Annotated in this window: 30 protein-coding genes and 1 tRNA gene; 17 read left to right on the top strand and 14 right to left on the bottom strand. The window is 42.5% G+C overall.

The features are described 5' to 3' along the window. Window position 1 precedes the first annotated feature (1 nt). Window positions 2–77, top strand: a tRNA-Lys gene (locus MKI85_RS13850). Between the two features lie 110 nt (window positions 78–187). On the opposite strand, the gene MKI85_RS13845 is transcribed toward MKI85_RS13850, so the two are convergent. Then, window positions 188–847: a hypothetical protein gene (locus MKI85_RS13845; RefSeq protein WP_241628435.1), complete on the bottom strand. Its 660-nt coding sequence runs from the start codon at window positions 845–847 to the stop codon at window positions 188–190. Window positions 848–1139: 292 nt separating this feature from the next. Between MKI85_RS13845 and MKI85_RS13840 the strand changes: the two genes are divergently transcribed. Continuing rightward, window positions 1140–1406 carry a PspC domain-containing protein gene (locus MKI85_RS13840; RefSeq protein ID WP_241628433.1) on the top strand — a complete coding sequence of 89 codons (267 nt, stop codon included), beginning with the start codon at window positions 1140–1142 and terminating at the stop codon, window positions 1404–1406. 91 nt (window positions 1407–1497) lie between these two features. Here MKI85_RS13840 and MKI85_RS13835 read toward each other — a convergent pair whose 3' ends face one another. After that, window positions 1498–2601 carry an HPP family protein gene (locus MKI85_RS13835; protein ID WP_241628431.1) on the bottom strand — a complete coding sequence of 368 codons (1104 nt, stop codon included), beginning with the start codon at window positions 2599–2601 and terminating at the stop codon, window positions 1498–1500. Between the two features lie 222 nt (window positions 2602–2823). Between MKI85_RS13835 and MKI85_RS13830 the strand changes: the two genes are divergently transcribed. The 9 genes from MKI85_RS13830 to MKI85_RS13790 all read left to right on the top strand — a co-directional run bounded on the left by MKI85_RS13830 (window position 2824) and on the right by MKI85_RS13790 (window position 11919). Beyond that, window positions 2824–3582 (top strand): sulfite exporter TauE/SafE family protein, encoded by a 759-nt coding sequence (locus tag MKI85_RS13830; protein ID WP_241628429.1) that lies wholly within the window; start codon window positions 2824–2826, stop codon window positions 3580–3582. A gap of 109 nt (window positions 3583–3691) precedes the next feature. Next, a complete protein-coding gene (locus MKI85_RS13825; protein WP_241628427.1) occupies window positions 3692–5104 on the top strand; it encodes an SLC13 family permease in 1413 nt (470 codons plus the stop codon). 70 nt (window positions 5105–5174) lie between these two features. Continuing rightward, window positions 5175–5924 carry a hypothetical protein gene (locus MKI85_RS13820; RefSeq protein WP_241628425.1) on the top strand — a complete coding sequence of 250 codons (750 nt, stop codon included), beginning with the start codon at window positions 5175–5177 and terminating at the stop codon, window positions 5922–5924. A 75-nt stretch (window positions 5925–5999) separates the two neighbouring features. Continuing rightward, window positions 6000–6989 carry a glycine--tRNA ligase subunit alpha gene (glyQ, locus tag MKI85_RS13815; protein ID WP_100240491.1) on the top strand — a complete coding sequence of 330 codons (990 nt, stop codon included), beginning with the start codon at window positions 6000–6002 and terminating at the stop codon, window positions 6987–6989. Further along, the gene (glyS, locus tag MKI85_RS13810) at window positions 6989–9058 is read left to right on the top strand and encodes a glycine--tRNA ligase subunit beta (protein WP_241628423.1); all 2070 of its coding nucleotides are present in this window, start codon (window positions 6989–6991) and stop codon (window positions 9056–9058) included. The genes glyQ and glyS overlap by 1 nt, the downstream gene beginning before the upstream one ends. 68 nt (window positions 9059–9126) lie before the next feature. Beyond that, window positions 9127–9798, top strand: coding sequence for a DUF4760 domain-containing protein (locus tag MKI85_RS13805; RefSeq protein WP_241628420.1), 672 nt, complete (start codon window positions 9127–9129; stop codon window positions 9796–9798). Window positions 9799–9995: 197 nt separating this feature from the next. Continuing rightward, a complete protein-coding gene (locus tag MKI85_RS13800) occupies window positions 9996–10385 on the top strand; it encodes a hypothetical protein (protein ID WP_241628418.1) in 390 nt (129 codons plus the stop codon). Between the two features lie 311 nt (window positions 10386–10696). Next, on the top strand, window positions 10697–11305 hold the full coding sequence (locus tag MKI85_RS13795; RefSeq protein WP_241628416.1) for a hypothetical protein: 609 nt from the start codon (window positions 10697–10699) through the stop codon (window positions 11303–11305). A 188-nt stretch (window positions 11306–11493) separates the two neighbouring features. Next, window positions 11494–11919 carry a hypothetical protein gene (locus tag MKI85_RS13790; protein ID WP_241628414.1) on the top strand — a complete coding sequence of 142 codons (426 nt, stop codon included), beginning with the start codon at window positions 11494–11496 and terminating at the stop codon, window positions 11917–11919. Between the two features lie 94 nt (window positions 11920–12013). Here MKI85_RS13790 and MKI85_RS13785 read toward each other — a convergent pair whose 3' ends face one another. From MKI85_RS13785 to MKI85_RS13775, 3 genes are all read right to left on the bottom strand, one after another. Continuing rightward, window positions 12014–12967, bottom strand: coding sequence for a 2-hydroxyacid dehydrogenase (locus tag MKI85_RS13785; RefSeq protein WP_241628412.1), 954 nt, complete (start codon window positions 12965–12967; stop codon window positions 12014–12016). Between the two features lie 99 nt (window positions 12968–13066). Continuing rightward, a complete protein-coding gene (locus MKI85_RS13780; RefSeq protein WP_241628410.1) occupies window positions 13067–13264 on the bottom strand; it encodes a hypothetical protein in 198 nt (65 codons plus the stop codon). 118 nt (window positions 13265–13382) lie between these two features. Then, window positions 13383–14672, bottom strand: a complete 1290-nt coding sequence (locus MKI85_RS13775) for a hypothetical protein (RefSeq protein ID WP_241628408.1) — start codon at window positions 14670–14672, stop codon at window positions 13383–13385. Window positions 14673–14950: 278 nt separating this feature from the next. Between MKI85_RS13775 and MKI85_RS13770 the strand changes: the two genes are divergently transcribed. Together MKI85_RS13770 and MKI85_RS13765 are read left to right on the top strand one after the other, a co-directional pair. Continuing rightward, entirely contained in the window at window positions 14951–15727 is a 777-nt protein-coding gene (locus MKI85_RS13770) for a class I SAM-dependent methyltransferase (protein ID WP_241628406.1), read from the top strand. A gap of 22 nt (window positions 15728–15749) precedes the next feature. Further along, the gene (locus tag MKI85_RS13765) at window positions 15750–16301 is read left to right on the top strand and encodes a hypothetical protein (RefSeq protein ID WP_241628404.1); all 552 of its coding nucleotides are present in this window, start codon (window positions 15750–15752) and stop codon (window positions 16299–16301) included. A gap of 87 nt (window positions 16302–16388) precedes the next feature. On the opposite strand, the gene MKI85_RS13760 is transcribed toward MKI85_RS13765, so the two are convergent. Genes MKI85_RS13760 through MKI85_RS13750 form a run of 3 tightly spaced genes read right to left on the bottom strand, consistent with a single transcriptional unit; the run spans window position 16389 to window position 18721 of the window. Further along, a complete protein-coding gene (locus MKI85_RS13760; protein WP_241628402.1) occupies window positions 16389–16796 on the bottom strand; it encodes a GFA family protein in 408 nt (135 codons plus the stop codon). Between the two features lie 53 nt (window positions 16797–16849). Then, the gene (locus tag MKI85_RS13755) at window positions 16850–18049 is read right to left on the bottom strand and encodes a TIGR03862 family flavoprotein (RefSeq protein ID WP_241628400.1); all 1200 of its coding nucleotides are present in this window, start codon (window positions 18047–18049) and stop codon (window positions 16850–16852) included. A 3-nt stretch (window positions 18050–18052) separates the two neighbouring features. Next, on the bottom strand, window positions 18053–18721 hold the full coding sequence (locus tag MKI85_RS13750) for a tRNA (guanine-N(7)-)-methyltransferase (protein ID WP_241628441.1): 669 nt from the start codon (window positions 18719–18721) through the stop codon (window positions 18053–18055). Window positions 18722–18804: 83 nt separating this feature from the next. Here MKI85_RS13750 and MKI85_RS13745 point away from each other — a divergent pair, with 83 nt between their 5' ends. From MKI85_RS13745 to MKI85_RS13735, 3 genes are all read left to right on the top strand, one after another. Next, window positions 18805–18978: a DNA gyrase inhibitor YacG gene (locus MKI85_RS13745; protein WP_241628398.1), complete on the top strand. Its 174-nt coding sequence runs from the start codon at window positions 18805–18807 to the stop codon at window positions 18976–18978. 162 nt (window positions 18979–19140) lie between these two features. After that, a complete protein-coding gene (locus MKI85_RS13740; RefSeq protein ID WP_100240477.1) occupies window positions 19141–19323 on the top strand; it encodes a hypothetical protein in 183 nt (60 codons plus the stop codon). Between the two features lie 343 nt (window positions 19324–19666). After that, a complete protein-coding gene (locus tag MKI85_RS13735; RefSeq protein WP_142769619.1) occupies window positions 19667–19849 on the top strand; it encodes a hypothetical protein in 183 nt (60 codons plus the stop codon). Window positions 19850–19994: 145 nt separating this feature from the next. Here the strand turns inward: MKI85_RS13735 and MKI85_RS13730 are convergent, their stop codons facing one another. The 5 genes from MKI85_RS13730 to MKI85_RS13710 all read right to left on the bottom strand — a co-directional run bounded on the left by MKI85_RS13730 (window position 19995) and on the right by MKI85_RS13710 (window position 24406). After that, the gene (locus MKI85_RS13730; RefSeq protein ID WP_241628396.1) at window positions 19995–20639 is read right to left on the bottom strand and encodes an MBL fold metallo-hydrolase; all 645 of its coding nucleotides are present in this window, start codon (window positions 20637–20639) and stop codon (window positions 19995–19997) included. 15 nt (window positions 20640–20654) lie between these two features. Then, window positions 20655–21668 carry a ferrochelatase gene (gene hemH / locus MKI85_RS13725; RefSeq protein WP_241628394.1) on the bottom strand — a complete coding sequence of 338 codons (1014 nt, stop codon included), beginning with the start codon at window positions 21666–21668 and terminating at the stop codon, window positions 20655–20657. 75 nt (window positions 21669–21743) lie between these two features. After that, window positions 21744–22763, bottom strand: coding sequence for a DUF4062 domain-containing protein (locus tag MKI85_RS13720; protein WP_241628392.1), 1020 nt, complete (start codon window positions 22761–22763; stop codon window positions 21744–21746). A gap of 108 nt (window positions 22764–22871) precedes the next feature. Beyond that, a complete protein-coding gene (gene murI, locus MKI85_RS13715) occupies window positions 22872–23747 on the bottom strand; it encodes a glutamate racemase (protein WP_241628390.1) in 876 nt (291 codons plus the stop codon). Window positions 23748–23794: 47 nt separating this feature from the next. Then, window positions 23795–24406, bottom strand: coding sequence for a DUF1285 domain-containing protein (locus tag MKI85_RS13710; protein WP_241628389.1), 612 nt, complete (start codon window positions 24404–24406; stop codon window positions 23795–23797). 187 nt (window positions 24407–24593) lie between these two features. On the opposite strand from MKI85_RS13710, the gene MKI85_RS13705 reads away from it, so the two are divergent. After that, a complete protein-coding gene (locus MKI85_RS13705; RefSeq protein ID WP_241628388.1) occupies window positions 24594–26306 on the top strand; it encodes an electron transfer flavoprotein-ubiquinone oxidoreductase in 1713 nt (570 codons plus the stop codon). Between the two features lie 169 nt (window positions 26307–26475). On the opposite strand, the gene tusA is transcribed toward MKI85_RS13705, so the two are convergent. Then, a complete protein-coding gene (gene tusA / locus MKI85_RS13700; protein WP_241628387.1) occupies window positions 26476–26733 on the bottom strand; it encodes a sulfurtransferase TusA in 258 nt (85 codons plus the stop codon). Between the last annotated feature and the right edge of the window lie 67 nt (window positions 26734–26800).

Raw genomic sequence — 26800 nt, 5'->3', positions numbered from 1 at the left:
TGGGTCGTTAGCTCAGTTGGTAGAGCAGCGGACTTTTAATCCGTTGGTCCCGCGTTCGAGTCGCGGACGACCCACCATTTATTTCAAAGCTTCTTCAATTTTATTTTTCTTCAGCACTGCTGTTCTCAAGCTTTCCGCTTAATTTATATTTTAATTTCTCTCGTATTCCGCAAATTGAACCTGTGTATTATTGATCTTTGATCAAGCGATAGGCTTGTGTCGGCATTGGATAACCCGCTGCGAAAAAGTGTTGATTGGTTTGATTCTCTAAATCTACAGTCCGATCCAAATCTAAAATTAAATTATGCTGCTCATCGACCTGATAATAAAATTTTGCGCCTTCTTCTAAATGCACCACCAATTCTGCATTTCCTGGGTTCACCGACCATGTGTCCCGACGGTAAGTACGAATCCTGCGATCCTCCGCCATTTTTTCGCTAAAAAGTTTTCCCGTATAGATAATGCTGCGATAGGCCGAACCATCGGCGACTAGGGTCAAAATATATTCTGCCGAGCCTTCCGAGCATTGAACAAAATCATCTTTACAGGAAATTTGTACATGATAGCGCCCAATATAAGGGGCTTTTTCATTCGCTGAATCTTGCTGTAGCGTGGATGATGCCTCATTATCAGGCAGACTCGCCTGCCCTGCCAGTTCCGTGAGTTTTTTACCAGACTGGGAAGGATTCACCACTGATGCAGGTTGTTCTTCTTCAGCAGAAACAATCTGTTCATCGGCGGGCATTGGCGATTGGCTACATGCAGCCATAACCAGACTGACACACAGACAACCCAACAGCTGCAAGCCGAACTTCGAACGAAGTTTTACACGGTTCGATTTCATCACGTTAATACACAACCCACATTCATTTGACCGAGCACCCAAAGGGTAAAAAATGATATTGCGTTATTTTTCCTTAAATTCAGCAATAGCATTGCAAGTGCCTGTATTTGCTTATCAAAAATAAAGACATCTGTAAATTTGATCACATTTTATGTATAGCGCAGCTCAGAACAAATCTTTCTTTACATAACTTAACTATTTTCATGATGGCTTTGCTTTAAAAATTGAATTGCATCACCATTTATAAATTATGAGATTGCAATAAATCTCTCATTTATTTTCTAAGGAGACCTAGATGGCCAATGTTGGTTTATATCGTTCAAATCGCCAAAATATAATTGCAGGTGTTATGGGCGGTATTGCTGAACGTTTTGGTTGGAACGCGAACTTATTAAGAATTATCTTCTTTTTAGTTTCCGTCATGAGTGCCGCATTTCCAGGCATTTTAGTGTATTTGGTTTTATGGTTAGTTATTCCGAAACGTCAAGACACGAGTTATTCAGATTCATCGAATTATCAACGCCCAGTACGTACCGTGAATAATCACAAGTCGCCATTATAGGTTTTCATTAACATCATTTGACCTACCGTTTTGGTCGCTACGACTTTTTCCCCAAAGAGTCGTAGCTTTTTTTTATTTCAGCCCGTCACTTTTACTGTTTCAGCAGAATTAGTTGCTGGTTCAATGCCGCAATCATATCTGCCCGACTAATCATACCGACCAGTTGTTGCTGCTCAACCACAGGAATGTAGTTAAATGAGCGTTCAACAAAGTATGGCACCAAATCCTGTATCGGTTGGCTCGGCTGCACCGTCACCACTTGGCGGTTCATAATCTGTTTTACCTGATGTTCCCAACTGGCTTTAGGGTCAGCAGCACGCTTAAACCATTCCACCACATCATACAGCGCCAAAGTTCCTACCAACTGCCGTGCATCATTCACCACAGGCAGACTCATCAAGTTAATCTGCTTGAACTTATCTAGAGCCAGATGAATATCATCCTGCGCATTCAACATGGTGACATCTTTAGACATGAGGTCTTGGCAGGTCAGTTCATTCACCGTACGCGCGTTGGCAATTTGCTGCGCTTTAAGAATAATGTTTTGTAAATCATATTCACTGATGTCGAGCAACTGCGGCTGATGTTCCAAAACATTCTGAATATCTTGCGGCTGAATAGTGACTTTTTGCGTTGGAGTTGGATCATTAGAACGTAAATTTAGCTGCGCAGTCTGCGGATATTGACGACCCAATATTCGGTTAAACACAATCGCAATGAGCAACAACAACAAGGAATTTAAAAGTACAGGATAAGCAATAAACGCATAGCCCATGTCGTACACACTTTTTCCACCCAGTACAGCGGTAATGGCGACAGCACCACTCGGAGGATGCAAAGAGTCTGTGGTCATCATCAGGAAGATTGACAGTGCTACTGCAATACTAAAGGCTTCAGTTAAATTTGGCAGATACAGTGCACAAGTCACGCCGATAAAACCCGCCAACGTATTGCCAATGATCATATTCCACGGCTGTGCCAATGGGCTTGCAGGTACAGCAAACAATAAGACAGACGAAGCGCCCATGGGGGCGATATACCACGCATTAATTCCGCCCAATACCCACCAACTAATCAACGATGACAGTGCCAGACCCAATAATGCACCGAAACCGCAAACTAGGCGCTCCCTTAAAGGCAGCACTTTAAAATTGGGCTTAAGTTGACTGAACCAATCGATACGGCTATTGCTCACAGCAGATCCTTCACTGATTTATGTTGTGCGGTGGTGGGCTCAGTATAAAGCTGAAACCCAAGTAAGGTATATTTTAATTACACCTTATAATCATCATTATTTTTGATACCCTGTTCCAAACAGCCGACCTGATCCATCAGGCAGCCTTTATATAAACACATACAAAAAATTCAAGTTGATTGATGCAAGTGTCGCTATGCACCATCCTGTTTGGGAGTAAACATGTTCAAAGTCGAAATCATCACCTTCGTTTTGTGTGTACTCGCTGCGCTATTACATGGTTTAAGTGGTTTTGGTTTTCCCATGATCAGTACTGCCGCACTGTCCATGTTTTACCCGCTCCCTATTGCTGTAGCAATGGTGATTATTCCCTGCCTGATTTTGAACCTGATGGTGCTCCACTCTGATCCAGAACGGCCATTCCTCCACACACTGTACTATTATCTACAAAAGTACTGGGTACTGATCTTGAGTAGCCTGATCGGGAGTTTCATTGGCGTCATCCTGCTCCTTTATATCAATGAAAACTATTTAAAATTTATGATGGGTCTGGTCATTCTGCTGTATGTGCTCGACCAATTGAGAGCACAGCCCATTCGTATTCAGCAGTCTTTGCCTAATATGCTGATCTTTGGTTGTCTTGCAGGAGTCATTGGCGGTGCGACCAATGCCATGGCACCTTTTTTAATGATGTACCTGTTAAGCACCCGACACCAAAAAACCGATATCGTCATGATTAGCAACCTGAGCTTTTTGGCAAGCAAAATCATTCAGTTGGGTATGCTTTATCCGACCCTATACAGCTTCCAGACCACACAGATTTATTTATTGCTTGCGATTACCCTTGCTGCCTTAGGCTTTGTTTATCTCGGCAGTAAAATTCGAGCCCATCTGTCCCAACAAAAATTCAAACGCATCATTTTAACGCTGCTAACATTACTGGGTGCAAATGCCATCTGGCAGGCAGTTACCCATTTTTAAAAGATGCCCGTTACAGAGTCGGAACAATCTTGTATTTACTTCAATAAAAACAAACACTATGGTTAATATTGAGCACTAAATAATCAAAAAACTTAAAAAAGGACACCTTATGAATGTACCTCATCTTGAAACACCCACTAATGCGATGCCCAAAGGCTTAGTACGCGGCTGGGGGATTATTATCATCGCTGCAATACTGGCTTTTTTGCTGTATCAAACACTGCCTTATGAACAGAATGCGAACAAAGGACTCAGTTTACTGTTTTTTATTGGCACGTTATGGCTGACTGAAGCCATTCATATCACCATTACCGCCCTACTAGTGCCTATTTTAGCTGTGCTCGTAGGCATGCCCAGCAAAGTGGATGGTGAAATGGTGGCAATCAGCACCAGTAAAGCCCTGAGCACCTTTGCCGACCCGACCATCTTCTTGTTCTTTGGGGGCTTTGCACTGGCAACTGCCTTGCATGTGCAAAAGCTGGATCGAAAAATTGCCATGTGGATTATTGGTCTTTCGCGTGGTCATTTAGGCATTGCCGTGCTCGCGATCTGCGTCGTTACTGCAGTTTTGTCCATGTGGATTTCCAACACAGCAACAGCCGCCATGATGTTACCATTGGCTTTGGGACTGCTCTCACATTTTGATGCAGAGAAAGAACATAAAACCTTTGTCTTTATTTTATTGGGGATTGCCTACTCTGCCAGTATTGGCGGATTAGGTACGATAGTCGGTTCGCCACCGAATGCGATTGCAGCAAAAGCACTCGGCTATGATTTTGCCGACTGGATGAAAGTCGGCTTACCGATGATGCTGCTGATTCTGCCTGCAATGCTGATTAGCCTTTATGTGATTCTGCGCCCGAAACTGAATCATCGGGTCGAATTTAAAACCGAAGTGATTGCATGGAACCGCGATCGTATTCTGACCATGCTGTTATTCACTGTCACTGCACTAGCGTGGATTTTTGGTAAGAGTCTTTCAGAGAAATTCGGGATCAGCCAACCCGATACATGGGTTGCCGTAGCTGCAGCCTGTATGGTGGTCATTTTAGGTATTGCCACGTGGAAAGATATTGCAAGCAACACCGATTGGGGTGTTTTAATGCTGTTCGGTGGGGGGCTTACGTTAAGTGCCGTACTCAAAGACTCTGGCTCCTCTCTTGTTCTGGGGCAGACGCTTGCCAATGCATTCGGTGATGCTTCACCATTTTTGGTGATTGTGATTGTGGCTGCCTTTATTATTTTCTTGACTGAATTTACCAGTAACACCGCATCGGCTGCACTGTTAGTACCTGTTTTTGCTGCGATTGCCGATCAAATGGGCTTGCCTAAAGAAATTCTGGTCATCGTGATTGGGATTGGGGCATCTTGTGCCTTTATGCTGCCTGTGGCGACACCACCGAATGCGATTGTATTTGGTACAGGCTATATTCAACAAAGTGAAATGATGCGCGTGGGCTTTGTACTCAATATTTTGTGTATTGCCCTGCTCTCCATCTTTATTTACTTATTCTTTATTTAAACCTAAAAGCACCTTCGGGTGCTTTTTATTTAGAATGTCTAAAATTACTTAAAAAAGAGAAACATAAATAATGAAAATCTGTTGGATTTGTGGTGATCATGCAAACAGCTCTGAACATAAAATTAAACGCTCCGATATCATTCAGTCTTATGGCAAGCAAAACTATCAAAGCATACCTGAACGTCCAGTGCATTATGCGGATGGTGTTTTAAACAAAGTTCAAGGCTCTAACTCAAAATATATAAAATACTCCAATGACTTATGTTCAAAATGCAATAATGAAATGACCCAACCATTTGATAAAGCCTATTCCATCTTTTCAAATTATATCTATAACAATAAAGAGCTAATTTGGAACAAGCGAATGATTAATTTTCATCATATTTACGGAGATGAATTTGAATTCCAACAAAGAAATTTATTCAAATACTTTGTAAAATCATTTTGTTGCCGTCTTAATGATGCAGGCTTACCAATTCCAAATGATCTTAAAGAGCTATTACCTCTCGATTATTTTGTCACTAGGCTCCAAGTTTCATTCTCAGTCCTTGAAGTGATGAATAAATTACCTAATGATTTCACAAATGGCTTTTTCCATTTAGGCAATTTGTATACAACAACGTCAAATGGTTATTTATGGAAACAAGTCCTTAATTACCTTGTCATCAATTTCTTTTATTTAGCAAACCCTGAAGGTGAAAAAGGATATCCATGGATTGCCGACAATCAATTTTTATATTTAGGTTCGATTGAAACATTTACTCAAGAAGAATGGGATGACATCATCTCTGTTGCAAAAAAACTAGAAGAAAACGATTAATTAATACCTTTGCCACTCCCCTGCAAAATCCTTATACTTAGGAGCAATTTTTCTCTAATTTTTAATGGATGCACCATGAGTCGCGCCATATCGCATATTGATACATTTCAAGGCTTAATTCTTGCCTTACAAAACTACTGGGCTGAGCAAGGTTGTGTGGTTTTACAACCTTACGACATGGAGATGGGTGCAGGAACATTCCACACTGCGACATTCCTTCGTGCGTTAGGACCAGAAACGTGGAACGCGGCTTATGTACAACCTTCACGTCGTCCAAAAGATGGTCGTTATGGCGAAAACCCGAACCGTTTACAGCACTACTACCAATTCCAAGTGGTACTGAAGCCAAACCCAGACAACATCCAACAGCTTTACCTCGACTCTTTAAAAGCGATTGGTATTGACCCACTGGTTCACGACATTCGTTTCGTAGAAGACAACTGGGAATCTCCAACACTCGGTGCTTGGGGCTTAGGTTGGGAAGTTTGGTTGAATGGTATGGAAGTGACTCAGTTCACTTACTTCCAACAAGTGGGCGGCGTTGAATGCTACCCTGTAACCGGTGAAATCACTTACGGTCTAGAGCGTCTTGCGATGTACCTTCAAGGTGTAGACTCCGTTTACGACTTAGTTTGGACCAAAGGTCAATTCGGTACAGTAACTTATGGCGATGTGTTCCATCAAAATGAAGTAGAACAATCGACCTATAACTTCGAATATGCCCCTGTCGACAAATTGTTTGAATTGTTCGATTTCTACGAAGGCGAAGCAAACCGTTTAATCGAAGCGAAATTGTCTCTTCCTGCTTATGAACAAGTCGTTAAAGCATCACATACCTTTAACTTACTCGATGCTCGTGGCGCGATTTCGGTGACTGAACGTCAACGTTACATTTTACGTGTGCGTACTTTGGCACGTGCGATTGCACAAAGCTATGTGGCAGCGCGTGCGGAATTGGGCTTCCCAATGGCAGAACCACATTTACGTGATGAAGTTTTAGCACAACTCAAAGCTCAGGTTGAAGCAGAAGCTGCTCAAGCAGAAAAAGCAGCGGAGAACAAATAATGTCTAAACATACTGTTTTATTTGAACTTGGCTGTGAAGAACTTCCACCAAAAAGCCTAAAAACTTTACGTGATGCCCTAAAAGCTGAAACTGAAAAAGGCTTAAAAGATGCAGGCTTAGCATTTGATGCGATTGAAGCCTATGCAGCACCACGTCGTTTAGCCCTTAAAATTGTCAATGTTGATGCAGCACAAGCGGATACGCAAAAGCGTTTTGATGGTCCTGCGGTTCAAGCAGCCTATGATGCTGAAGGCAAACCAACTAAAGCTTTAGAAGGCTTTATGCGTGGTCAAGGCATTACAGCCGATCAAGTTTCGACTTTCCAAGCAGGTAAAGTTGAAAAAGTGTGCTTCTTGAAAGATGTCAAAGGTCAAAGCCTTGAAGCACTCTTGCCACAAATTTTACAAACGGCTTTGGACAACTTGCCAATTGCAAAACGTATGCGTTCTGCGGCAAGCCGTACTGAATTCGTGCGTCCGGTAAAATGGGTGGTATTGCTGAAAGACGACCAAGTGGTTGAAGCAACCATTCAGGATCACAAAGCTGGCAACGTGACTTATGGTCACCGTTTCCATGCGCCTGAAGCAATTACTTTGGCGAATGCAGATGCTTACTTAGATGCACTTCGTGCAGCGAAAGTTGTGGCGAATTTTGAAGAGCGTCAAGCGATTATCGACCAACAAGTCAAAGCATTGGCTGATGAAGTGAATGCAATTGCGATTGTGCCTGCGGATCTTCGTGACGAAGTGACCGCATTGGTTGAATGGCCTGTGGCATTACGTGCAAACTTTGAAGAACGCTTCCTTGCTGTTCCTCAAGAAGCATTGATCACCACCATGCAGGACAACCAAAAGTACTTCTGTTTGGTCAATGCAGACAACAAGTTACAACCTTACTTCATTACCGTTTCAAACATTGAGTCTAAAGATCCAACGCAAATTATTGAAGGTAATGAGAAAGTTGTACGTCCACGTTTGTCGGATGCTGAATTCTTCTTCTTGCAAGACCAAAAGCAACCGCTTGCATCTCGTAAAGAAAAACTGGCAAACATGGTATTCCAAGCACAATTGGGTACGCTTTGGGACAAATCTACACGTATTGCAAAACTCGCTGTAGCCCTTGCGCCAATTACAGGTGCGACCGTTGCTGATGCTGAGAAAGCAGCACTTCTTGCAAAATGCGACTTAACCTCTGAGCTTGTGGGTGAATTCCCAGAACTTCAAGGTATTGCGGGTACTTACTACGCACGTCTTGAAGGCGAAAATGACGAAGTGGCTGAAGCTTTAGGTGAGCAATATCTTCCGAAATTTGCGGGTGATGTATTACCACAAACCAAGACAGGTACTACCATTGCCCTTGCAGACCGTTTAGACACGCTCACAGGTATTTTTGGTATTGGTCAAGCGCCTACAGGTTCAAAAGACCCATTTGCCTTACGTCGTTCTGCCATTGGTATTTTGCGTTTAGTGACTGAAAACAACCTTGATGTTTCAATCGAAGAACTCATCAAGTTGGCTTTAGCTGCTTATGGCGATGTAGTGAAATATCACGACAAGACTTTGGCAGATGCTGTTGCATTCTTAGAAGGTCGTTACCGTGCGAAATACGAAGACCAAGGTGTTGCAGTTGATGTGATTCAAGCCGTTCAAGCATTGTCACCAAAATCTCCTCTTGATTTTGATAAGCGTGTAAATGCGGTCAATCACTTCCGTAACTTGGCTGAAGCGGCTGCGCTTGCTGCGGCAAACAAACGTGTTGCCAACATTCTTGCGAAAGAAGCGACTCCTGAAGGTGCAGTCGTTGAAGCGAAATTGGTTGAAGATGCTGAAAAAGCATTATTCGCAGAGCTTCAAGCGATTACTCCAGTGGTTGAGCCATTATTGGCTGCGAAAGACTACACCGAAGCGCTTTCTAAACTCGCTGCCCTTCGCGCGCCAATTGATGCCTTCTTTGATGGCGTAATGGTGATGGCGGATGATGCTGAATTGAAAGCAAACCGTTTACGTTTACTGGCTCAGTTACGTAGCTTGTTTACAAGTGTTGCGGATATTTCAGTGTTACAACACTAAGCCTTAATTGGTTGTAAATTAAAGAAAACCCCGCTATAAATTAGTGGGGTTTTTAATTAAAAGAAACAATGGATAACATATCTTTCTTACATACTTTCTTACTACTTTTAGTATATAGCGTTAGCTTTATGTATTTTTACTTTAAAGATCGCAATCCCTTTTTCCTAAGACCAAAAAATTATAAAAAGCTAGACATGATGATAGCTTTTACATTTTTAACATCTCTTTTATTTATCCTATGGAATTCAATTTTTTTCAATTTAAAATTCCTAGGGTTAAAAATCTCAAATGAAACAATATTTTTTAATGATAAGTTTGTGACTTTCTTAGGTATTGCCTTAGCTGTTATTGGTTGGGTTTATACTATCCGTAGTCAATTAATTACGAATATGAGAAACCACTCTATACAAACTATTATGAATTCTCGCTTATCCGATTGTTATAATCAAAAGCTTGATAAAATTTATAAAATTCTTGGAAATTCAACAACTCTTACATTAGAGCAATATGAATCTTTATCTTTTGAACAAAAATCTATTGTTCACTATATCCTTAATTATTATGAATCGGTTGCTATCGGTATTAGATATAATGAGTTCGATGAAGAAATTGTCAAAAGCATGACTCTTTCTCAAGTAAGAAAAACATATGATACTTTTAAAGAAGTAATTGAACACCTAACTCATGAATCTCCCTCTTACTTTCAACATTTTGTAGCTTTATATGTACGTTGGAAATAATGCACCCTAAATAGATGGTTATTTGATTTTAGACACCCATATTAAAAAATACCTTGGGTCTTCTATCCCTATCCCTAAGAATGATAATTGACATCCAGAAAATACGATTATTCTGTTGTAGACTTTAAAAACTATAGGTATTTTTTTATGAATTCCCTATACTCAAGCTAACAACACTCAACAAGAAAGAACGTTATATGAAATTAAAAACACTTTTACTTACGGGCTTCACTTGCGCAACACTTACAGCATGTACTTCATCTCCTAAAATTCCACAACTGGAAACAGGTGTACTGCAAGAAGTTCAAAACTTAGATGTATATCCAGATACAACAGACAATAAAGCCAAACTGACCAAATTTGCAGACAAATGCATCATTGAATTTACGGGGAATTTAGACGGCAACAAAGTCGTTGAACAATGGTCATTTAGAGGCAACACGCTCATTACCGGCGGCACAGCAACCTTTGCGAAAGATGGCACCAGCCAAGCCAGCAATTTCGACCTGAACAATGTCGACGTTCAACAAAACTTTATCAAGTTACGTAAAAACTTCGCTAAAGATGCCGTTGCACAATGTGACTAAAAGACACTCAGGCTTTGCGTCCACATGACGTGAAGCCTTTTAAGAATGCTTAAAATTCAAAACCATAAATTCATTTCCCACATCTTCCCCGCACTTACACAACTTTGCCGATGCCAACAAATGGCAGCATTCAGATACATATACATCCTCTAACGGACTTATATCTCTACAATCTTGCGCAAACTGTAAAACTGCTGTGCGGAACTGTGTAGCTTTCATCTCAAAGCGCAAAAGAATCTTTAAATCTGTTTATGATGGCTCACATTCAGCACTCCCATAACACGGAGTGAAGTCACAGAGGAAGATCCAACATGAACATGATGAAAACAGCTTTAATGAGTACCGCATTTTTTGCTTCAGCTTCGGTCTTTGCTAACGTGGCAGTCAATGGACAGGTCAATGCCTCTGCCGAAACACAAGGCAATACGCATGGTGTATTACACAATATTCATGAGGGCGCAACCACGTCTGCCAAGAAAGTCGGCAATGGTTTAAGCACGGCGACAGAAAACATCGGACAGGGCATTCAACATAGCTCAAGCCAAGTCGGACAGGGACTTAGCACAGCATCTGAGCGCGTTGGGCAAGGCATTGAACATGGTGCTGAAAAAACAAAATCTGCCAGTAAAGCGGCATGGAACAACACCAAACAATTCAGTGCAGAACAAGCGCAAAATGTAAATCAAACTGCAACTAAAGCCAAAAACTACAGTGCAGAGAAAGCCGAAAAAACCCAAACCTATTTGGGACAAAAAATGCTGCAAGGTAAAACCACCACTGAACGTAGTTGGAACAAGACCAAAACTGCATTGAGCACACCCGCACAGGCAGATGTAAATGCACAAGTGGGCGTACAGACCCCAGTTGCTAAAACTCAGGTTGGAGTTGCATCACAAACCAAAGTGAACACATCAAAATAATTCTGCCAATCTGTTTGTATAGACACATTTTTAAACCAAGCTGTGCATTAGCACGCAATGAAAATTCTTGACGTCCGAATGGATACAGCAGAATATGGGGTATCCATTCGGTCGTGACACTATGCAAAACATGCCAGCCTACAGCATGTTTTCGCCTACATAGTGCAGAGCAATAGAGGACAATGTGCATGCAGTTGATTAAAGCCGCCTTAATTTCTAGTACGGTGTTTATGGTTATGGTGCTCCCTGCCCATGCCGCAGAAAGTAGCAAGAAAACAGGCTATGGAGACAACCCCAATATTTTTGAAGTTCTGGGACAAAAAACCTTAGATACCGCTCAAGATGCTGCCAATGCCGTAGATCGCACTACTCAAGAAGGCATTGCCAAAGTCAGACCGAAAGTGGCTGAAACTTGGCAAGGCACCAAAACTTATAGCGAAGAACAGGCAGAAATTGCCAAAGAAAACTCGCAAAAAGCCGCAGCCACAGTCAATAAAAAATGGCATGAAGCCAAAGCCAGCGTCTTAGGCGATCCAAACAGCCCACCTGCTCCAATTGAGTCACGCCCACTGAGTCAACCGAATAATGCACCTGCTCAGAATGGACAACTTTAAGTCCATTTGCTCTGTCCTAAAATCAAAAAGCGCAGCATTAACACTGTGCTTTTATCATTTGAAACGTGAAAATATCACATCAATACTTCTACACTTAAGCGACTTGGCGAATTGGTTGTCCTTGCTGATAGGCAACAAAATTTTCCAGCATTTGCTGCACAATACGCTGTCTGGCATCAACACTGCCCCAGGCACTGTGTGGGGTAATAATTAAATTGGGGATATCTTCTGCCAGTAATACATTACCCTCTTTCGGCGGCTCGACCGTTAATACATCGGTCGCAGCACCTGCGATGCGCCCTTCGCGTAACGCCTGTGCCAAAGCCACTTCATCGACAATACCCCCACGGGCACAGTTAATGAGGAAGGCGCTGTTTTTCATCATTTCCAGTTCATCACGACTGATTAAATGACGGGTAGATTCAGTCAGTGGGCAATGCAGGGTCAGGAAATCAACCTGAGGCAATAACTTTGCCAAAGGCAAGCGACCTTCTCGTTGCGGGCGATCAGCTAGACCTGCAATCAAGACGCGCATATCAAACGCCTGAGCCAGTTTTGCTACCGCCTGCCCCAACTCACCATAACCGACAATCCCCAAGGTTTTACCTGCCAGTTCCACAATTGGAAAGTCCAACAAACAGAACTGTTTGGCACTATTCCATGCACCCTGCTTCACCGCACGGTCATATTTCAAGAGTGAAGTCGCCAGTGCCAGCATCAGCGCCAAGGTATGCTGTGCCACCGCCGAAGTACCATAACCCTGACAGTTACATACCACAATGCCTTGCGCTTTGGCATGTATCAAGTCGACATTGTTGGTGCCTGTGGCGGAAATTAAAATCAGTTTTATCTGCGGGCATTGCTGCATCACTTGTGCAGAAATCTGGACTTTATTGGTGATGATGACATCCACATCCTGCACCCGTTGTAACACCTGATCAGGTGCAGTGGCGGGATAAAGTGTCAACGCGTCAAAAGCAGCAGCTAAGGGACTCAAATCCAGATCATGCTGATCTAAAGATTCCACATCTAAAAATACTGCTTTCATTCGACGCTCCTGCTGATGTTGCTGATGACCTGTATGCAGTTCATTAAAAGCCAAAGCAGGTTTGGGTTCAATACATGTGCGATAAAAAAGAAAAATCCACTATTTAGTGGATTCTTTTATACACTCGCGCACCGAAAGTCGAATTTGCTGACAGACATAACTTGCCAGCATCAGCAGTAGCAAGACACTACTGACAAAGACAATCGCTGCCAGATCAAAACCTTGAGAAATGAGATAAATCAGGCTGAGAATCAGCGTGATAGAAAAAAGTACAGCAGGTATAAATATCCTATTCATACAACCTGACCTTGAGTGAATAATAAAAAAGAGTGGATGTTTTTCATCCACTCTTTCAATCTTAAACCTATTCAGTTAAAAATCAAGCGATACAAATCGAATAAGATTCACCTAATTTTTAAGCCTGTTCAGACTCTTCCGCTTCTTCTGGTTGGGTCAAGAACTTGGCTGTATCTGGCGTATCTTCAACAAAGTCATTGCCGCCATATTCATCACTGCTCAAGTTAAATTGCTTATAGCTGAGTAAGTAATAGTCGCTATATTTTTTTAAGACCAGTGGATGCATACCGCCAGATAATTCGTCCTGTTCTTTAAACAGTTTCATCACATGGCGGTCATTCATGGCAATCACATAACGCTCATCATTCAGACTAATTTGAACCAGACCTGTACCTTTGGCAAAAATTGGAATCAGGAATTTATGGTTCAAGTTAATTGCATTTTGCGCATAGCTTTCAATTTTCTGGCTAATCACGTTAAACACCAGACCATGACCAAAACTATCCAGTAACTGGCTGTTACTTTCCTGCGGCAAATTCACCTGAATACCCAGTTTCAACAAGTCCTGCTCACTGACCTGACGGTTACTGAGTAACTGACGAATAATGCTCTGTTTTAACTTGGCATCAAAGAACTGGCTATCCAACTGCATGTCATTGTTTCTAAGGATTTTCCCCAGTGAACGACGGTGATGCGGTAATAGCGTTTCAATCACTTTGCGGTAATAGAACTTACTGCCCTTTTTCACCTGACGAATTTTTTGATAGAAATAAACACTATCAAATTCACGGGTTAAAAAGTCTTTTAACAGCTCGGAACTTGCCAACACCGCGATGGCATCATGTCCTGTAAAAGGCAAATTCAGCACTTTAATTTCTGGAATCACCTGATCCAGCTCGACAAAATGCGCACGGTCTTCGGCACAGTAAGGGTCATAAACCACAATATATTCGCAGTCTGTAGCAATATCTTGTGTTTGTACCTGCATATCTGCATTCAGTTCTGAGTGATAGAACATGTTATAGCGGCTGTCTTCAACCACCTCTGGATCAATCGAAAACTGTGGTACCAAAGACACTACACGGTTTAAGCCCAACAGTTTGGAATACTTAATTGCCGCATAGCCGCCCATTGATCCACCATAACCAATGCGTTTTTGAAAGGGTGCGATCAGCTCTTCAATGGCTTGAAATAGATTGTGCATGGACTCCGCAGGAAACCATGATTTTTCTTTGGGCATAATGCCAATCACATTAAACTCAAATTTGGCTAATGATTTTTCAGCATTGATTGCAAGTCCTTTGGCGCGGGTAATTAAATCACCAAAAGAAAAAACTAACTCGTCTGACGAACCTTTTAAAAAAATAGCGCGAATTTGTTCGTCTTCAAAAATAATGTGTTTATCCATGTCCACACCGAAACAAATCGGCCCTAATTTTTTGTATCAATAAAATTCATAGTCCAGCAGCCTATCACGCTGTCTATGCAGGAGAATGTGCTGACTGTCATCTTAATCACAATCAACAACAAGATAATTCAACGGCATCACAAATCCGTGGCAGCATTTTAACGTATGCATCAGCAGATGTATGTATCAGAAAAACACATCCCGCTCAGGCTTGCTAATATCCATCGACAAGGACTATGTTATTTTATAGATGCACAGCAGATAAAAAAGCGCAAAATATGACACAATCACTTCATCCTGCCGCACAGCAAGGCTTCAGTTCTGCCGCTGAACTTTATCAACAAGCACGTCCAAATTATCCACAGCAGATCGTGACTTGGTTACAACAACAATTAAATTTAGATGCGCAATCGACAGTGGTCGATTTAGGCTCGGGTACAGGAAAATTCCTGCCCTACTTACAGCAAGTGACCAGCAATATCATCGCGGTCGAACCGATCAGTGAAATGTTGGCGCAGTTGAAACTCGCTTATCCGCAGGTTTCAACCCTGCAAGCCAGCAGTGATCAACTGCCTATTGTCTCGGAAAGTATCGATGCCGTGATTTGTGCGCAATCTTTTCACTGGTTTGCCAATATTGAAAGTCTGAACGAAATCCATCAAATCTTAAAACCGAATGGACAACTGGGTTTAGTCTGGAATCAACGCGATATTCAGGTGGATTGGGTCAAAGCATTGGCAGATGTGCTCGAACCCCTCGAAGGCAATACTCCGCGCTTTCATAATGGGAAATGGCGACAGGTGTTTGAGCAGCAGTTTTTATTTGAGCTGGATCAGGTCAAAATCTTTCCGCATGTGCATATTGGACGGGTTGATGAAGTGGTGTCTAAGCGCTTGCTCTCGACCAGTTTTATTGCTGCGATGCCAGCCAATCAGCAACAGCAGTTAAAAGCTCAGTTTGAACAGATTGTTGCCGATTACACAGGCAAAGCAGCACATGACGAAATTGCTTTCCCTTATGTCACCTACGCGTATAATTTAAAGAAAACAACATAAAATACTCTTTAGGATAACCCCAATGCATAACTTTAAAACCTATTTACTGCCGCTGCTTTGCAGCTCGCTGCTATTCACAGGATGTAGTAAAAACAACGAAGCCGATGCACCTGATCCTTCCGAAGATCAAATGATGCAGGAACTGGAATCTTCTCCGATTAAAGAATTCCCGCAGACCGCAGATGATCAGCATGACATTGCCCTGCTCCTCGACTATGACCGACGTTTTAGTGAAATGAGCGATGAAATGGAAGATGAACTGATTAAGATGCGGGACAATGGTAACCTCACCGATGAATTTGCCCGCAGTCGCAAACAGGACAATATCCAATCGGCATTGACCATGCTCAAAGATCTGGATTTAAAAACTGAACAAGGGCGATATATTCAAGGGCTGATGGCGCAGTATTGGGAAAATCAAGCCAAACTACTGAACAACACCAGTAAAACCTCCCAAGACATTCCCAATTCCACCCCAGACAATATTAAAGGCTTGGGTGAATTCCTACATGCACAGGAACAACTGGATCATTGGGAAGCACAATACCCAACGACTGAAAAAACTAAGTCTTAAGCAGCTACGAACACAAGTACTCCGCGCATGAAAAAGACCAGAGACAAACTAGTATCATCTGGTCTTTTCTTTTTTATGATCACTGCCTCAAGGACGTTCAGGATATTGCGGCAATTGATCGCAAATCACATCCCATTCCGCCTTAGAATCCACAAAAATATGCATCATCGGCTTTTGTGCTAACGGCGTATCCAAAGTCCCTATACGCAGACGGTAATACTCTGGCGTGTCCGCTTTAATGCTCATAATTGGCGAGCCACATTCACTACAGAAACAGCGCTGTGTAGTGGCGGTTGATTGGTAAGATTTTAAAAACTGCTCCCCTTGAACCACCTGAAAATCTGACTTTTTAATTGGTGCATTGGTGGCAAAGGCTGTGCCATTGGCTTTACGGCAACGCTGACAGTGACACTGCACCACATCGCCAATTTCACCGCGCACTTCATAACGAAGTGCTCCACACAAACAACTTCCCGCATAGTATTGTTGTGACATCAGTTTAGTCCCGTGATTAAAGGAATTTTAAACTAGCATGTCTCTAGCTGGCTTTACATCTGTTTTTGTTGTTGGGACAGATATTCATGCACCCCTTCGCCCGCTGCACGTCCCGTGGCAAAACAAGCCGTTAAGAGATAACCACCTGTTGGCGCATCCCAATCCAGCATTTCACCACAACAAAAAATCTGCGGCTGCTGTTTTAACTGCAAATGAGCCGTCAGTGCTTCACGTTTCACACCACCAGCGCAGCTAATCGCTTCTTCAATTGGACGAAAGCCAGTTAGGGGAATATGTAATTGCTTAATCTGCGATGCCAATTTTTCAGCGTCATTCCAGTCAGCTTTTGGTACCAACTCACGCGCTAAACTAGCCTTCGCAGTATCCAAACCTGCTTTGCGCCAGACATTACTTAAAGACTGTTTCTTGCTTGGCTGTAACTTTTGCACCAATTGTGCATAGCTCAGTTCAGGCAATAAATCCAGCATTAACTGCATTTCAGATTGTTGTCTTAAGGCTCTACCCAGTTTATAAATCAGCCCACTTTCCAAGCCATAATGGGTGATGACAATATCCCCCTGACTCTTTTGTGCAGGATCAACCCAAGCAACCACCCGTTTCAGGGGTTGCCCAAAGATGGGCTGCATAAAGCTCGACCATGGACGTTCAACGCCTGCATTACTGGCTTGGAATGGATTCAACTGCTCGCAAGCTAGCCAGTTTTGCCATTGCCCATCACTGCCCAATTGCGGCCAAGAGACTGCGCCACATGCCAGTACAACGGCGTCAAAATCTTCACTAAATTCCCGCTGCTGAAGCAGATCTTTAATCTGTAAAGTATTGGATTGAATTCCTGTGCAACTGTGTCGGTAATGAAATTGCACGCCTTGTTCAACTAACCGTTTTAACCATGCTCTTAACAAAGGTGCAGCTTTCATTTCAATGGGGAAGATACGTCCTGAAGAACCAATATAGGACTCAACTCCCAAGCCTTGCATCCATTGCTGAATCCACGTCGCATCCCAACGGCGAATCCAGTCTTCCAACCACTGCACCTGATCATAGCGCTGTATAAATTGCTCAAGCGGCTCGGCATGTGAAATGTTCAGTCCCGTCTTGCCTGCCATCAGAAACTTACGTGCCGCAGAGGGTTTCTGCTCATACACATGCACTTCATAGTCCCATTGGCTTAAGACTTCGGCTGCCATCAAGCCTGCTGGACCTGCCCCAATAATCGCAATGCGTTGCTTCATGACTTAGGCATCACTTGCCGTATCTATAGAAGTTGGTTTCGGCATATTCACGCCCGCCAAAGCCTGAAAATCATCAAATCGTGTGCTGTAATGCTCAGGCTTTTGAATCAGTAATTGCTGGCACAATTCACCACGTTCCAAATATTTTATTTCAAAATGAGTTCGTGCTGAGTCTGATGCAATCACTTCTTTCACATAAGGCAGTTTCCAAACCTCTTGAAGCTGCTGTTCAGCTTCTGCAATATATTCAGGAATATTACTGGCCAGGGTAATTTGTCCACCGACTTGTAAGCGAGACAACAAGAACTCGAAGAATGGCATATTCAACCAGCGCTGTGCTGGATTATGCGGCTCTGGGTTTGGATATAAAATAAAGAACTGCTGCACTTGCTGTGGTGCTAAGGCATGCACAATCCACGGTAAGGCATCGGCATGCACCGTTTGTAAATTGGTTTGACCTTCTAGTTGATGCTGTTTTTGCATCGCCAAGAATTTCTCGCGGGTGCGCTCAATCGCAATCAATTGGCTGTCTGGATGTTCACGGGTAAACAATAAGGCATGCTTGCCCTTACCTGCTCCAATTTCCACACAAATCGGGTCTGAATCAATCATGATAAAATCACGAGGGGCATGCATGTGCTGTGCTTGAAATTGACGAATCGGCATAATCAGATCAAACTAAAGAAAATCTGCGCCAGTCTAACACTGCACAAAGTTTTGACCAAATCTTCCAAGCCTTTTCTCAGGAGCCTATCATGCCGAAGACCTTTGCTTGCCCACGTTGTGGCGAACCTTCAACTTGGGAAGGCAATCCCTATCGACCATTTTGCTCTGAACGTTGCAAGCTGATTGATTTGGGTGCTTGGGCAAATGATGAATATAAATTACCTACCCAAGATGCGCCACAAGCAGACAATTCAGACGAATAAAAAATTATTTTTACAATTCATCATAACGACATACAAATCATTAATTATTTTATACATGATTATTCTTTGCGCAGGTGCCTTTTTGGCACCATAATTTAAATGAGAAAGATTTTTATTCCTTATTTTATAAATTGCGTATTTTGACCTATTAGAGAATTTCCCATGAGAGAATTAGCCTTAAAAATATTCTTTTATCTTTCTATTGCCCTGACGTTCTGTAGTTTTATTGCAGCTATTTATGCACAAGACCTCTTGTTTGCAGGAATTGGTATTCTACTTGCAATTGCAGCAGTGTTATTAGGCTTAGAGAGTAAGCAATTCTCAGCAAATCCGTTCAGGAAGTAATCTTCATCTATCTAATTACATGCTGTTTAAAACCACTTTCAATTAACTGTCTACAACCTCTAAAGTTAGACAGTTTTTTAAATTTCTGAATAGCTCTGAATTTAAAAACTGACTTGGAACCTAAAAATCACTAATTGTCCTTATCTTAAGGAGCTAACTTATAAGGCTTTTCTAAAAAGCCATTTTCTTATCGCTTTCAATCAACAAAAACTAAAACTAGTTATCATTTTTTTAATATTTATCTAGATTTTCATAGAAACCTCCTTATAATGCCTAAAATTTTACGTATCAAGTAACAAATTGTTAATTGCATACCTTTATATGCCGATTTGGGGAATCTCCTATGAAAGAATTAGTACTAAAATTCTCGTTCTATCTTCTGATTGTTTTAACCTTATGCGCCGTGACTCTAAGTCTTTTCACACATGACATGATGATCATGGGGGTGGGTATTCTCTTGGCAATTGCCACTCTGCTACTTGGATTGGAAAAGAAGCAATATAAAGCAGATCCATTTCGCAGCTAAAACCGATATTTCTAAAAAAGAATGGGAACCAAAGGCTCCCATTCTTTTCGTAAAAGGTAGTAAATTCAGACAATTTAAAATCTAATCCTATCTGAATGGAGTTATTGAATAAAAATAACCTCATACTCAAAGAAGTAAAATACAACTAACCCGCCTTACCCGCCACAAAAGGGTTATGCTGTTTTTCAAAACCAATCGTACTTAAAGGTCCATGACCTGAAATAAATTGTGTTTCATCAGGCAAACTAAAACATTCTCGCTTGATTGAATCGATCAATTGCTGATGATTGCCACGCGGGAAATCAGTTCGACCAATCGAGCCTTTAAACAGTACATCTCCCGTCCATAACAATGCATTTTCCGCGTTATAAAACATCACATGACCTGGAGTATGACCTGGGGCAAAGCGAACTTCAAAATTTTGCTGACCGAGCTGTAAGGTTTCACCACCTTCTAGCCATTGAGTGACTTCAACTTTTTCTGGAATCGGAAAACCATAACGTGCTGACACTTCTTGCAGCATATCCAACCAGAACTGGTCTTCTTTGTGCGGACCAATTACAGGGACATTCCAGACACGGCTTAGGGCGCCGACTGCTCCTGCATGGTCTAAGTGCCCATGTGTTAACCACAGCGCTTTTACTGTTAAACCCAATGCTTCAACTTCTGCCTGTAATTTTTCAGGTTCACCACCCGCATCAATCAGTACTGCTTCTTTGCTCTCAGAATCCCAAAGAATAGAACAGTTCTGCTGAAAGGCAGTTACAGGTACAATTTTCACTTGAAGCATAGTGGCAGCTCTCTCTTAAGCAGATGCTAATGTATGTTTTAAGCCATCAAGATTAGCTTGCAATAAGCTCAAGAGCAATTGCAGATGATCTTCACGCGTATTCAGTGCCGGAATATACGCATATTTTTCGCCACCATGTTCGAAGAATAACTCGGCATTCTGAATGGCGAGCTCTTCTAAGGTTTCCAAACAATCGGCTGAAAATGCAGGACTCATAATCTGCACCGATTTCACCCCGTGTTCCGCCCAATCTTGTAGCAATTGATCGGTATAGGGCTTGACCCATTCCTGCTTCCCAAAACGTGACTGGAAGCTAATCGCCCATTGATCCTCACCCAAATTCAGGGCTTGAGCCAGTAATTGCGCAGTTTTACGACAACGATCTGCATAAGGATCGCCCTTATCGGCATAAGGTTGCGGAATGCCATGAAAAGACATCAATAATTTTTCTGCCTGACCATGTGCTGCCCAATACTCTTGGACGCTCTGTGCCAAAGACTGAATATATAAAGGATGTTGGTAGTAATCCCGTACAATTGAAAGACCCGGTAAATTGCGTTGCTTTTGCATCCACTGCGACAATAAATCATATAAAGGGGCGGTCGAAGTCGCCGAATACTGCGGAAACAGTGGCAGTAAAATAATATGATCTTGTGGTGTCTGACTCAAATTTTCCAGCACCGTTGCCATACCAGGTTGACCATAGGTCATGGCAGGCACTACGTTTAACTCAAACTCAGGATATTGCAGCAATAAAGCTTCACGAACCTGTGCCACTTGATCCAATACAATTTCACGCATGGGAGAATCTCCCCCCCAAACACTGGCATAAGCATGTGCCACGCGTTTCGGACGGAAAGGTAAAATAAATAAGCGTAAAATGATTTGCCATAACGGCTTTGGAATCTCAATCACGCGTTGATCAGACAGGAATTGTTGTAAAAACTTTCTAACTGCTGGTGCCGTGGGCGCATCAGGTGTACCCAAATTGGCTAAAATAACGGTGATCTTTGCTTTTTCCGCAGGCATTATGTGACCTTCATTTCCAATTCAACCCAGTCACTTTAACAACTTTTGAGTTAAATTAAATCTGAATTAATACAATTATTTCGATAGAGAAACACGATCATCTGAAAGCAAATGACTTTCGATCAGGTTATGCCCCTTCTGGGTCAACTTCCATAACAAGCGTTGACGGTCATCACGCCCCGCAGGGCTAATCCATTCATTCTGACGCATCTGCATCTTAATATTATGTAAAGCCCGAATATTGATTTGAGCACGTGCCACCGCATGCGCGCGTGGCATTTCGATGCGTGCATCTTGCAGTCCAATCTCATTCAAATATTCATTGATGCGTTTAGAAAAATATTCTTCTGGGGTTGGATGCAAAAAGGTACTACCCAATACCGCCAACAATTCTGCCCATGTCAGGGTTTTCTGAATTTTTAATTCTTTGAAATTACCATCTTGATAAGCATGCACACGATACTCAAAACTAAAAGCTTCATTCATGGCTACTTTGGGCAAAGTCAAAAATGGATCGGCTTCTCGTGTTCCCAAATCGCGTTCTAATTGCGCCATTTTGTCTTTTAGGCGATCAATTTCATCATGCAAAGCTTGGGTATTTTGTGGGCGCACCCAACCAGTTGCAGGATAACGTTCCAACATTTGCGTCATATTCAAGCGTACCGCCATTTCCAGATCACGCAATGTTCGATAGGTAAATACTTGATCAACTTCCTGCTGCAATAGCTTACGAAACTCTTTGAACTTTTCTTTGAGCTCTGGTTTCTGATCATGCAAAGTCGGATCACGGGAAGTTGGATCCTCATGCATAAACACGATAATCGGCTTTTGCTTGGTCATAGCATAAATATATTCCAGATGCATATAGCCCACACCCGAAACCGACTGCTCCCCGTATTGGCTGCCTAAAAGCATAATTACATAATCACAATCATCAATCTGACGGCGTGCAAAAGCAGTACTCAGCGGTGTTCGTTGTTCTAATCCCCAAGAAAAAAAACCCATGCCCACCAATGTTTGGGACAAAACCATCCGTTCTGGTTGCATCTCCACACCAGATGTCGAAATAAATACTTGATAACGCTTATCGATCATTGGTTATCCTCATCCTTTCTTTGCATACCACAATCAAGATCTTGTGGTATTACAACCCCAATTTTTAATATTGATACTTAAGATTGAAGACGGATTATTGTTCTGCATTTATTCCATCGCGATATTGTGAATACTCCAACTCAAATCAGGCTGAATTAGATGTTGCAATATCGGCTCTAAATGCGCGGCATTATTTCCACTGACATAACATGCTATGCGTGGTAAACCATCATTCCGTCTTTGTTCAAATAATAACTCATTTTTTAACAAAATACGGGAAGTTTGACGTGCAACGGCATATCCAGAGTCAATTAATGTCATTTTTTGCCCAAAAATTGACTCAATTGCAGGTTTTAAGAACGGGTAATGCGTACATCCGAGCACCAAATAGTCTGCGCCTTGATCCACCACGGGCTGTAAAATCTGATTTAGCGTCGTTAAACAGGCAGGACTCATCTGCTGTCCATTTTCGACAAACGGCACCAAATCTAAACAGGTGACAGGTATTACGGTGACATGAGAAGGAATAGCAAAACGCTGCACCACATCGTGAATGAGCTTGCCCCGAAATGTTGCTGGCGTCGCCAGCACCGCAACGGTTTTACTTTGACTTTGCAATACCGCTGGCTTCAGTGCAGGCACCAAACCAATAATCGGGAAATTTTCTCCATAATGCTCACGCAAATAATCCAGACTAAAGGCGGAGGCGGTATTACAGGCGACCACGGCTACTTTACATCCTTGTCGATATAACCATTCAATCGCACGCGCAGTCAGTTCTCGAATCTCCTGATCTTCTCGCGGGCCATAAGGCACATTGGCGGTATCAGCAAAATAGAGAATGCGCTCATTTGGCAAATAGCGTGCAATTTCCTGCGCAACCGACAACCCACCAATGCCTGAATCAAAAATACCAATCGGGGCATCCAATTGCGCTTTTGGCATGGGATTGACTAAAGGGTAAATTGGATGGATCGCTGTCATGACACGCTATTTACAAAGAAAAGTTGGGAATGGATCAAGCTTAAACCTCAGGCGCCCAATTGCAAGTGAAAATCGCCGCTTTGTAGGCTTAAAATGGTATCACCTTGTGCATTTTCAAGCAGCTCGCCCATCTCAATCAGATGAAAAAAGACGGAACGTTGAATCAAGGCATTCATGCCCCAGCGTACATGCACATATGGGCGCAGTTCTCCTGCAAATTCACGCATAAAAATGGGATGTTCTGCATCCACAATAATCACATCCTGATTGGTGGTGGTAAATTGAATGATTTTTTGTCCCGCAATGACCGCAGAGTCAACTTGGTTGACGAACAGCGCTTCATCTTCCACTTCAATTTCAATTTGCTCTACAGGTGTCTTTAAATAAAAGCGCCCCTCTTCTTTCCATAGGACACTCGAAAACAGGTCTAGTAAGGACTGGCGCTTAATCAATTGACCTTCGTGCCACCATTCTCCGTTCGCAAAAACCTTCAAATCCATTTTGCCACAATGCTTTGGGTTCCATTGCTCCAAAGGGGGAATTGACCTTTTGTGACCGCCCTGTGCACTTTTTAAGTATTGTGCAATACTCATTAAGTTTTTATCATCATTTTTCGCTGAATTATTCGTCGGACTGTTGGAATTAGTTTGATTTACCATGAATTAATGCCTACCTGACGTAAAAATATTATGATTCAGCCAATTGGCTAGACCGCGGTTTAAAACTATACTAGCCCACAATATAAAAGGCACGATAATCCATCTGTGCTGAATATTTAAGAACACTCATGGCAGCACTGTAAAGAGTCATACAGTTGCCACCTTTAAGTAATATGAGGAGTCCTACATGGAACACATCGAACGTGAATCGATGGAGTTTGACGTTGTTATCGTAGGCGCAGGCCCTGCAGGTCTTTCTGCTGCGATCAAAATTCGTCAACTCGCGATTGAAAACAATTTATCTGATTTATCCGTTTGTGTGGTAGAAAAGGGCTCCGAAGTCGGTGCGCATATTCTTTCTGGTGCTGTACTAGAACCACGTGCAATTAACGAATTATTCCCGAACTGGAAAGAAGAAGGTGCGCCTTTAAATGTTCCTGTGACGGAAGATAAAACTTATTTCTTGATGTCGCCTGAAAAAGCGCAAGAAGCGCCACATTGGATGGTGCCTAAAACCATGCACAATGATGGCAACTACGTCATCTCTTTAGGTAACGTAGTCCGCTGGTTAGGTCAAAAAGCGGAAGAACTCGAAGTTTCAATTTTCCCGGGCTTTGCTGCGGCTGAAGTGCTTTATCATGCAGATGGTACGGTAAAAGGCATTCAAACTGGTGACATGGGCATTGGTAAAGATGGCGAACCGACGCATAACTTTACTCCGGGTTATGAACTGCATGCCAAATACACGATTTTTGCTGAAGGCTGTCGTGGTCACTTAGGTAAGCGCTTAATTGCCAAGTTTGATTTGGACAAAGATGCCGATCCACAACACTACGGTATCGGGATTAAAGAGCTTTGGGAGATTGATCCTGCCAAACACAAACCAGGTTTGGTGATGCACGGTGCAGGCTGGCCTTTAAGTGAAACTGGTTCTTCAGGCGGTTGGTGGTTATACCACGCTGAAAACAACCAAGTAACTTTGGGTATGATCGTAGACTTGTCTTACGAAAACCCACACATGTATCCATTTGCAGAAATGCAGCGCTGGAAAACCCACCCACTGGTGAAACAGTATTTGGAAGGTGGCAAGCGTATTTCTTACGGTGCACGTGCTGTCGTCAAAGGTGGTTTCAACTCACTGCCTAAATTCACCTTCCCGGGTGGTTCTTTAATTGGTGATGATGCAGGCTTCCTGAACTTTGCGAAAATTAAAGGCTCACACACCGCCATGAAATCAGGCATGTTATGTGGTGAAGCGGTATTTGAAGCGATTCAAGCTGGTGTTGCTAAAGGTGGTGATCTTGCGATTGCCCGTGTCACTGAAGGTGAAGACTTCTTCGCTAAAGAACTGACTGCTTACACAGAGAAGTTCAACAACAGCTGGTTAAAAGAAGAGTTATACAACGCGCGTAACTTCGGTCCAGCCATGCACAAGTTTGGTCAATGGATGGGCGGTGCATTCAACTTCATCGATCAAAATATCTTTAAAGTGCCATTTACGCTACATGACTTAGTGCCTGACTTCAGTGCATTAAAAACTGTCGATACAGCTACATTTAAGCCGAATTATCCAAAACCAGATGGCAAGTTAACTTTTGACCGTTTGTCTTCAGTCTTCGTTTCAAACACCGTGCATGAAGAAAACCAGCCTGCACATTTGAAACTGACCGATGCTTCAATTCCTGTGAACGTGAACTTACCAAAATGGGATGAGCCTGCTCAGCGCTACTGCCCTGCGGGTGTTTATGAAATCATGGAAAATGATGATGGTTCAAAACGCTTCCAAATTAACGCAGCCAACTGTGTGCACTGTAAGACTTGTGACATTAAAGATCCATCACAGAACATCACTTGGGTAACGCCGGAAGGTGGCGGTGGTCCGAATTATCCTAATATGTAATTCCTTGCGACACGGCAAAGCATTGCTTTGCTAACCGTGTCTCATACCCAAACATGTAATTCACGCGTAGGTTCGGGCTATGCCCGACCTCACTCAGGAGATCATGATGATCTCGATAAAAAATCCCCTCACTTGAGGGGATTTTTTATCGGTGAAACTTACAGACGAGTTAGCCCTTTTTCACCAAATAATGGAATTCTTTATTGCCGTTTTCATCCAAACGTTCTTCTTGCAACAGTAATTCGTGTCCCAAGTGCATACAAAATTTAGGAATATCCCAAGACGTTGAATTATCCGTTGCAAACACCTCAACCACATCCCCAGATTTAGATTTACGAATGGCCTGATGCAACATCATCACAGGTTCAGGACAACGCAAGCCACGGGTATTCAATTGTAAAGTCGGGGTCATAGAGGATTCAGACATCTAGGCACTCTTGGTTCATTTTCAGCGCTATTCTAACATAAACTCGACTAGACACAGCAGGGCATGC

It is taken from the genome of Acinetobacter zhairuonensis (assembly GCF_022601715.1).
Classification (GTDB): Bacteria; Pseudomonadota; Gammaproteobacteria; order Pseudomonadales; family Moraxellaceae; genus Acinetobacter.
This window is presented reverse-complemented; position numbering and strand designations above follow the sequence as displayed.